The 9,348-nt window shown below is 70.9% G+C and carries 5 protein-coding genes; 4 read left to right on the top strand and 1 reads right to left on the bottom strand.

What is annotated here, in order from left to right:
* Positions 1-37: 37 nt before the first annotated feature.
* Together AX737_RS36595 and AX737_RS30625 are read left to right on the top strand one after the other, a co-directional pair.
* Positions 38-2,935 (top strand): NAD(P)-binding domain-containing protein, encoded by a 2,898-nt coding sequence (locus AX737_RS36595; protein ID WP_082773387.1) that lies wholly within the window; start codon positions 38-40, stop codon positions 2,933-2,935.
* A gap of 240 nt (positions 2,936-3,175) precedes the next feature.
* On the top strand, positions 3,176-5,056 hold the full coding sequence (locus AX737_RS30625) for an autotransporter domain-containing protein (protein ID WP_066927852.1): 1,881 nt from the start codon (positions 3,176-3,178) through the stop codon (positions 5,054-5,056).
* 236 nt (positions 5,057-5,292) lie between these two features.
* Here the strand turns inward: AX737_RS30625 and AX737_RS30620 are convergent, their stop codons facing one another.
* A complete protein-coding gene (locus AX737_RS30620) occupies positions 5,293-6,513 on the bottom strand; it encodes a lactonase family protein (protein WP_238229596.1) in 1,221 nt (406 codons plus the stop codon).
* Between the two features lie 133 nt (positions 6,514-6,646).
* Between AX737_RS30620 and AX737_RS30615 the strand changes: the two genes are divergently transcribed.
* Both AX737_RS30615 and AX737_RS30610 read left to right on the top strand, forming a co-directional pair.
* Positions 6,647-7,564 carry a GntR family transcriptional regulator gene (locus AX737_RS30615; RefSeq protein WP_066927854.1) on the top strand — a complete coding sequence of 306 codons (918 nt, stop codon included), beginning with the start codon at positions 6,647-6,649 and terminating at the stop codon, positions 7,562-7,564.
* 546 nt (positions 7,565-8,110) lie between these two features.
* On the top strand, positions 8,111-9,348 hold a 1,238-nt coding region (locus tag AX737_RS30610; RefSeq protein ID WP_066927850.1), incomplete at its 3' end, for a porin.

The raw sequence follows: 9,348 nt of genomic DNA, 5'->3' as shown, positions 1-9,348 counted from the left end.
CTCCCCCCGAGAACGCGCCCCCCGAGGGCGCCGCCCGATGAGCCGACCGATCCGGAACTCCGATACCTACCCGACCGCGCAGGGGCGGACGGGGTTCATCGGTCCGGGTCGCGTCGTCGTGCTGGTGGTCGCCGCCGCCGCGCCGCTGGCCGCCCTGGTCGGCAACACGCCGCTCGCCCTGTCGCGGGAGGCGGCGCTGTCGATGCCGGCCGCCTTCGCCCTGGTCGGCCTGACCCTGTTCTGCTTCGCCGTCGGCTACGTCGCCCTCAGCGGCGAGATCGTCAGCAAGGGCGCCTTCTACACCCAGGTGGGCCAGGGCCTGGGCCGGGCGGCCGGGGTCGTGGCGGCCTACGCGGCGGTCATCGCCTACGCGGCCTACGCGGTCGGGACGGGGGCCGGGTTCGGCTACTTCGCGGCGCTGGTCCTGCACGAGGCCGGTCTCGACGTCTCCTGGCTCGCCTGCGCGGCGGCGGGCATCGGCCTCATCGGCCTGCTCGGATACCGCTCGCTCGATCTCTCGGCGAGGCTCCTGACCTGGCTTCTGGCGGCGGAGTTCGCCGTCCTCGTGGTCTTCGAGGCGCTGGTGATCGCGCGCAGGGGCGCGGACGCCTTCCCGCCGGAGGTCTGGAGCCTCGCGCACGTCGCCGATCCGGGCATCGGCGCGGTCATCCCCTTCGCCATCGTCTGCTTCGTCGGCTTCGAGGCGGTGGCCCTCTACGGCGAGGAGACCCGCGATCCCCGGCGCGCCATCCCGCGGGCGACCTACGCCGCGCTCGCCCTCGTCGGCGTGTTCTACCTCGCCTCCATCTGGATCATCATCGGCGCGGCCGGCACCGCGGCGGTCCGCGGGCTCGCGCAGCGCGAGTCCGGCACCTTCCTGTTCACCCTGGCCACTGCCTACGGCGGCGAGGGGCTGGCCGCGGCGTTCGGCCTCCTGCTGGTGATGAGCATCCTGGCGAGCTTCCTGGCGGTCCACAACGCCGCGAGCCGCTACGTCTTCGCGCTGGCCGGCGACCACCTGCTCCCGACGGAGCTCGCGCGGCTCCACCCCGACCACCGCGCCCCCCACGTCGCGAGCCTCGCGATGACGGGCCTCGAAGCCCTCCTGGTGATCGGGCTCGGCCTCGGGGGCATCGACCCCTATCTCGGCATCGCCTCGTCGATGATCGGGCTGGGCACGATCGGCATCATCGCCATGCAGATCGCCTGCGCGCTGGCGGTCGTCGGGTTCTTCCGCGGGGCGCGCCCCGCCCGGCTCCTCGCCACCAAGGTGATGCCCGGCCTCGCCGCGGCGGGGCTGACGGCCTTCCTCGTGCTGGTGATCCTCAGCTACGGAACGCTGACCGGCACCGACAACCCGGTCGTCAACAACCTGCCCTGGCTGTTCCTGCCGCTCGCGGCCGGCGCGATCGGCTATGCCGGCTGGCTGCGGCGGAACCGGCCCGAGGCCTACGCGCGGATCGCCGCGACCGCCTACCGCCCCGTCACCGCGCGCAAGGCCGCGCCGGTCGCCGCCTATCGCGGCCGCTACTGCATCGTCGGCGCCGGGCCGAGCGGGCTGATCATGGCGCGCGCGCTCCTGCGGGAGGGGATCCCGTTCGACTGCTTCGAGCGGCACGGCGACGTGGGCGGCCTCTGGGACCCCGACAACAGCGGCACCCCGCTCTACGAGAGCGCCCACTTCATCTCGTCGAAATGGACCTCGTACTTCTACGGCTTCCCGATGCCGGAGCACTACCCGGACTACCCGTCCGGGCGGCAGATCCTCGACTACATCCGCGGCTTCGCGCGCGCCTACGGGCTCTACGGGCACGTGACCCTCGACACCGCGGTGACCTCGGCCGAGCCGACCGGGGACGGCTGGCGGGTCACCCTCTCGACCGGCGAGGTGCGCCGCTACGCCGGCGTCGTCGCCTGCCCCGGCACGACGTGGCATCCGAACCTGCCGGAGATCCCCGGCCGCGACGGCTTCCGCGGGGAGGTCCTCCATTCGGTGGCGTATGCCCGGCCGCACGCCTTCGCGGGCAAGCGCGTGCTCGTCGTCGGCGCGGGCAATTCGGGGGTCGACATCGCCTGCGACGCCGCGCGGTTCGCCCGCAGCGCCTTCCTCAGCGTGCGGCGCGGCTACCGCTTCATCCCCAAGCACCTCTTCGGCGTACCGACCGACGTGCTGATGAGCGGGCAGGTTCCCCCGCCGCGGGGCATCGCCGTATCGGGCGATGTCGGGGCCCTGCTCGACACGCTGAACGGCGACCTGACCCGGCTCGGCCTGCCGGAGCCGGACCACGACGCGCTCTCCAGCCACCCGATCATGAACACGCAGGTCCTGCACCATCTGAGCCACGGCACCCTGGTCGCGAAGCCCGATCTCGTGGCGCTGCGGGAGGACCGCGCCGTGTTCCGCGACGGCTCGGAGGAGGCGGTCGACGTGGTGGTGCTCGCCACCGGCTACGTCCACGCCCTGCCCTTCCTCGATCCGGCCCTGTTCACCTGGACGGGCGGTCGGCCGCTCCTCTACCTCAACGCGATCCACCGCGAGCGGCGCGGGCTCTACGTGCTCGGCTTCGCGGAGTTCGCCGACGCTGCCTATCGCCGCTTCGACGAGATGGCCCAGCTGATCGTCGCCGACATCCACGCGACCGAGACCGGCCGGGACCGCGACTGGCTCGACGCGCGGCTCCGGGAGGACGATCCGGACCTGCGCGGCGGCCGGCGCTACGTCGACTCGCCCCGCCACGCCACCTACGTCCACACCGAGACCTTCCGGACCGAGATGGCGCGCCTGCGCCGACGGCTCGGCTGGCCGGACCTCGACGACGCGTCGTTCGAGCATCTCCGCGCCGGCACCGTGCAGGCGCCCGCGCCGCGTCCGGATCCGGCAGGGGGTTCGGCCGCGGATGCCGGTCGCGCGCGCGCCGCCGACGCGGCGGAATGAGAGGTGCCCGCAACGGCGGGCTCGCGCGGCGCCGCGCCCGGGGACCGTCGAGGCCGAGACCGCGTTCGGTCACGCTCCCAACCCCCGGCAGGGGCGACCGAGATCAGACGAGCGCCGCAACTTGCGCGGTATTTGTGAAGGATTGGCAATCTAAAATCGAAATAGATCAAGCTTGACGGGAATGCTCCGCGCTATTATTCCGTGACGATAGTAATAAACGACAATGCTGGGGGAAAATCGATGGCACGCGTTGCCAAATCATCGCTGCGCGGGGCGCGGATCGCGACCTGCGCCGGGGGCATGGTGCTGGCCATCTCCCACGGCGCGGTCGCGCAGGGCGTGTCCCGGCTGGTCGTCTTCGGCGACAGCTACGCCGATACCGGAAATCAGGTCCGCCTGTCGGGCATGCCCCTGCCGCCGATCTACGTGAACGGCCGTTTCTCCAACGGGGCGAACTTCGTCGATGGCTTGCAGGCATCGTACGGGCTGCCGGACACGGCGGTCGTCAACTACGCGGTCGGCGGCGCCAAGACCGACGCCACCAACGTCGTGCCGGGATTGCCGGGCCTGACCCAGCAGGTCTCCGCCTTCCGGAGCACGGGCGGCCGCTTCGGCCCGGGCGATCTCGCGGTGATCAACATCGGCGGCAACGACCTGATCTACCCGTCCGCCGGGGGCATCACCGCCGCGCAGGCGGTGCCGCTGGGGCAGGCCGTGGCCGCCAACGCGGTGGGCAACGTCGCCCCGCTCGTCGCCGCCGGCGCGCGGACGATCGTGTTCAATGCCTTCAGCAGCCTCTCCCCCCTGCCGGTGGTCGCCGCCTCCGGCAACGCCGCGGCGGGCGACGTGCTCGCGCGAAGCTACTTCAACGGCCTCCAGGAGGGACTCGCCCCCTTCGCCCAGGCCGGCACGCGGATCTTCCTGCTCGACAACGGCCTCATCGGGCAGCTCGTGCAGGCCAATCCCGGTCGCTACGGCTTCGCGAACGTCACGGTGCCCTGCACGGCGGTCGCGGCGTGCATCGGCGGCTCCCGGGCCGTGCAGAACACCTTCCTGTCCTACGACGGCGTCCACCTCACCGAGGCCGGCTACCTGAACCTCGCCCGCTACATGGTCAACGTGCTGGCGGCGCCGAACGGGATCGCGGCGCAGGCCGAGATCGGGCAGATCAGCACGACGAGCTTCGGCGCCACGCTGCTGCAGCGCCTCGACGCGATGCGTCTCTTCCCGCAGGTCCCGGGCGCGGCCGAGGCCGCGGCCGGCATGCCCGTTCCCGGGGCGGCGCCGAGCCCGGTGATCGTCTGGGGTCAGGCGACCTACGCGGGCGGCACCGTCGGCACGCGCGGCTACGCCACCGGCTTCGACTACGACAGCCCCGGCGGCATGGTCGGCATCGAGGCGACGCCCGCGCGCGGCGCCCGGTTCGGCCTGGCGTTCAACTACCTGAACCCGGATGCCCGGCTCCGCGACGGCGGCGGCAGCATCCGGGCGGACGCCTTCCAGTTCGCCACCTACGGCTCCTATACGGGCACCAACCTGTTCGGCGACGCCGCCGTGGTCTACGGCCGTCACGACTACGCGATCGAGCGGCCCGGCGTCATCGATCAGCTCAGCGCGCGCACCACCGGCAACGGCGTCGCCGTGGTGGCGAAGGGCGGCTACCTGTTCGACGACTGGAACGGCTGGCGCGTCGGCCCGATCGTGGGTCTCGGCTACGCCAACACCCGGGTCAACGGCTACACGGAGCGCGGCGACCCCGGGCTGACGCAGTCGGTGCGCGACACGGGCTTCGACACCCTGGTCGGCCGGGCCGGCGCCCAGATCCGCACCGTGCCCCTCGCCGTCGCGGGCAGCCTCGTCACCGGCTTCCTGAACGTGACGGCCGAGCACCAGTTCCTCGACGGCAACCGCATCCTGGTGACGACCCTGACCGCGACGCCGCTCCTGCCGATCCAGACGCCGCTCGGCGGCCTCGGACGCGGCGTCTACGGCCAGGTCGAGGGCGGGCTCCGGGCCGATCTCTCGGCGAATGTCAGCGCGACGCTGACCGGGGCCACGACCTTCGCCCGCACCGGCGGCGACGCCTTCGCGGTGAGCGGCGGCCTGACCCTGCGCTACTGACCCGGTCGCGGGCGTCGCGGGCAATCGCGGCCCGCGGCGCCCGCGCGATCGGCGTTCCCCGGTCTTCGGCGGTCGCCCCCCGCTTATCCGGCGCGCGAGGCGGACCCGCCCCCTTCCCCGGAGATGCCCGCCCCATCGCGGGGCCTGAGCGCCCGCGGGCGGCCGCACGCGGCGATCATTCGGTCATCGGGGTCCGGCCGGATAGGCCGCCCCGGCATCGACGGCCGATCGGGGCGTCAGCCGGCTCCGACCAGCAGGCATGTCGGGCTTCCGGTCCGGGCGACCGGCGAGGGTTCGAGCAGGCGGCCGCTGTCGGGATCGCGCGCGAAGCTGACGACCCCGTCGCTGTCCTCGTTGGCGACGAGGACACGGTCCGCCGAGGGATCGAGCGTGAAGAAGCGCGGCGTCCTGCCCGCGGCGTCGGTCCAGCCCACCGGCGCCAGGCGTCCGGTCGCCGCATCGACCGCGAAGGCCGCGATGGATTCGTGCCCGCGGTTGCTGGCGTAGACGAAGCGGCCGTCGCGCGCGATCTCGATCTCGGAGGCGCGACTGAAGCCGACGAACGTGTCCGGAAGCGCGGAGATTTCCTGGTGCGGCGTGATCGCCCCGGTATCGGGTGCGTACGCGCAGGCCATCACCGTCGAGGACAACTCGTTCAGGACGAAGACGAAGGGCAGCGTCGGATGGAAGGCGAGATGCCTCGGCCCGGCTCCCTCCCGCGCCGCCGCGGGCGGCGCGCCGGACGGATGCAGCCGTCCGGCCTCGTCGAGGCGGAAGGTCGATACGAGATCGAGCCCCTTGTCGGGAACCGCGAGGAAGCGGCCGGCGGGGTCGAACACCACCTGATGCGGCTTCGCGAAGGGCTGCTCGGTCCGATGCGGTCCGATCCGCCCCGTCAACGGGTGGTGATCGACGACCTCGCCCAACGCGCCGTCCGCGCCGATGGCCAGAACCGCGAGGCTCGACACGTGGGGGCCGACCGTGAGGTGATTGGCGACGACGAGATGGCGGCCCGACGGCGCGACGACGAGGTGCACCGGGTTCTTCCCGCGGCAGCCGACGCGGTTGATGAAGGTCAGCCGTCCGTCCCGCGCATCCACGCGGAAGCTGCTCACGTCGCTCCCGTCGCCGTGCACGGTGTAGAGCGTCCGCCGCGCGTGGTCGAAGGCCAGGAACGACGGGTTCACCAGGCCGTCGAGGCGCTGGATCTCTTCCCAGGCCGCGCCGTCGTCGGGCGCGCGGTACACCGTGATCCCGTCGCCGCGCGCGTTGCGCTCGCGGGTCGTGCGGCAACCGACATAGACGATGCGGGATCGGGTCGGCACGTGGGCGTCCTTCGTCTGCGGCGTGGCGCTGAGATCGCTCGCTCGGGAAACCGCCAGCGCGATGCCCGCGATCGTCCGGATCGCGGTCCGACGATCGCACGCGACCTCTCGGACATCGCGACCGTTCGACACCACATCCTCCCAATTTGACTTTTATGGACTTTAAACACAATTCAGGTCGAGCGGCAAGCGCGCGCGCGCTGGACGGGCACCGGATATGGATGCATCAGACGACGAAACCGCGAAGGCGCCCTTCGAAGCGAAGATGCCAAGACCCAGTCTCGTCCCCCAGGTGACCGCGCAGATCCTCGATCAGATCCGGGAGGGAAGACTGATCCCGGGGCAGCATCTGCCGAGCCAGACCCTGGCCGACAGCCTTCGGGTCTCCCGGGCGCCCATCAACGCCGCGCTCCGGGAACTCGAGAGGAGCGGCGTCGTCCGGTCGGAGCCGAACCGGGGCTACTTCCTCTCCGACGCGGCGGGCCGGCTGGCCGAGATCGAGCGCTCGAGCCTGCCCGCGGCGGATGCCGAGGACGCGACCTATCTCAAGATCGCGGAGGACCGCCTCGACGGCAAGCTCGCCGACCGCGTCAGCGAGGCCGAGCTGATGCGGCTCTACGACGTGCCGCGCATCCGGCTGGCCAAGATCCTCTACAGAATTGCCGAGGAGGGTTGGGCGGAGCGTCTTCCCGGCAACGGTTGGGCGTTCGGTCCGATGCTGAACTCGCGCGACGCCTACGAGCAGGCCTACCAGTTCCGCGCCTCGATCGAGTGGGAGGCGATGCGGCTGCCAAGCTTCAAGCTCGATGAGCAGGCCTTCAATGCCGCCAGGCAGGAGCAGGAGCGCATCCTGCGCGATCACCTGACGATGTCGCGGGCCGAGATCTTCCACAGCAACTGCGCCTTTCACGAGATGCTGATAGCTTGTTCGGGGAACGACTTCTTCCTCAGCTCGCTCAAGCGGGTGAACCGCCTGAGGCGTCTCATCGAGTACCGGATCACGATCGACCGCAGCCGGCTGCCGGTGCAGTCGCGCGAGCACCTCGCGCTTCTCGATCTTCTCGCGAGCGGCCATCGCGAGGCGGCCGCCGTGTTCCTGCGCCAGCACGTTCTCGGCGCCTGCGCGCTCAAGAGTCCGCAGGTCGGCGGCCTCGGCGGGGATTTGCCTTTACGCATCATATAATGTAAACCCGGATCCATGTCAGGGTGGTCGCCAGAACCATCCGGCATTGTCCGGGGAGGCAGGGCGATGCGCGCCGATAGAGTGCCGTCACGTGGGCGTGTCGCGGTGGGCCGTCCCTTCGCCCGGGCGATGCGCGGGCCCGACAGGCGCGCGATGCGGCCCGGTACCGTCCGACGATCGTGATGCGCCCCGTCGAGCCCCGGGCGGCCGGCAGGGCCGGCGTCGGGCTCGGGTCCATCCCCATCGCGGCCTTCGCCCATCGCGGCCTTCGGCGCGGCTCCCGCCGTGCGCGGTGACGCGCCGGTCTCGGGCTGAGGCAAAATTACAACATTTCTGTATTCGTAATTTTGTCGGCCCGGAGAGAGCTGATTTTATAGCCACATCGTCTTGATTGGCTGTATCGAATCAAATCAAAATCCTGAAGAAGATCAATGTTCTTCCGAATGTGCGTCGTCAGCGCCGACGCGTGCATCCGACAACTGTGTCTGGGGAGCGGTTGGCCGAACCGTGAGACGCGGGCGGCTGACGACTGGAGGGTTTGACGTGATGAAGACCAAGCGGATCCTGCTCGGGTCGGTGGCAGTTCTTGGGGTGAGCGGTGCCTATGCGGCGGATCTGCCGACGAAGAAGGCGGTGCCGATCGAGTATGTCCGCATCTGCACCACCTACGGTGCCGGCTTCTTCTACATCCCGGGTACCGATACCTGCCTGCGCCTGTCGGGCCGCGCGCGGTTCGAGTACGGGGTCCAGGGGCCCTACAACCGGAATCCCGGCACGGCGACCGGCGTCGGGAGCGGCGATTACAGCGGCTACCGGGGCCTCGCCCGCATCAACCTCGATGCCAGGACCAAGACCGACTACGGGACGCTGCGCGCCTTCCTCCGCCTCGAGGCGGCGAGCCGCACCGGCATCCCGACCTTCCACTCGACGACGCAGATCCGCATCGGCAACGCCTATTCGGGCACCGGCGTCGACGCCTTCGGCCGCGTGCAGCAATACTTCAACACGGACAAGGCCTTCGTGCAGTTCGCCGGCTTCACGGCGGGCCGTGCGTCCTCGTTCTTCGACTTCTACGCCCACGACTTCGAGATGATCGGTGCGACCGCCGGCTCGGACGCGGCCTCCACCAACCTCGTGGCCTACACCGCCACCCTCGGCAACGGCTTCTCGGCGACCCTCTCGATGGAGGATCCGAGCTTCCGCCGCACGCCGATCTTCTCGGCCCAGGCCGCGGCGGTGACCGCGGCGGCGGCCGGAAACTCGACGGCCGGCATCTTCGCGCAGACCAACTCCCTGACCCCGATCTTCGTCGGCTACTCCGCGGACGGTCTGCCGACCGGCGTCGGCTTCGTCGATCTGATCGAGCGCAACCGCATGCCCGACTTCGTCGGCGTCCTGCGCTACGACCAGCCCTGGGGCTCGGCCCAGATCTCGGCCGCCGTGCACGAGCTGAACGTCGGCAACGCCGCCCTGGGCACCTTCGTCGGCACGAATCTCGGCGCCGCCCTCAGCAACACGAACCAGCGCGGCATCGGCCGGACGCCCACCGAGTACGGGTGGGCGGTCCAGGGCGGCGTGAAGATCAACCTGCCCTTCATCGCGCCGGGCGACACCCTCTACCTCCAGGGCGCCTACGTCAACGGCGCGCAGCTCTACGCCGGCGTGTCGGCGCAGCCGGGCTCCTACATCCAGGCCGTGGCGGGCATCCAGGGCGCCGGATTCACGCCGTTCTTCACCGACGCCGTGCTGAACCCGTTCACGAACAAGATGGCGCTGAGCGAGAG

Source organism: Methylobacterium sp. CCH5-D2, from assembly GCF_001556475.1.
Lineage (GTDB): Bacteria > Pseudomonadota > Alphaproteobacteria > Rhizobiales > Beijerinckiaceae > Methylobacterium > Methylobacterium hispanicum.
Note: the sequence above shows the minus strand (reverse complement) of the source record. Positions and strands in the feature narration are given on the sequence as shown.

Bases quoted from the DNA above. Each gene is read 5' to 3' on its own strand.
- AX737_RS36595 (WP_082773387.1), top strand. From the start codon at position 38: ATGAGCCGACCGATCCGGAACTCCGATACCTACCCGACCGCGCAGGGG.
- AX737_RS30625 (WP_066927852.1), top strand. From the start codon at position 3,176: ATGGCACGCGTTGCCAAATCATCGCTGCGCGGGGCGCGGATCGCGACC.
- AX737_RS30615 (WP_066927854.1), top strand. From the start codon at position 6,647: ATGCCAAGACCCAGTCTCGTCCCCCAGGTGACCGCGCAGATCCTCGAT.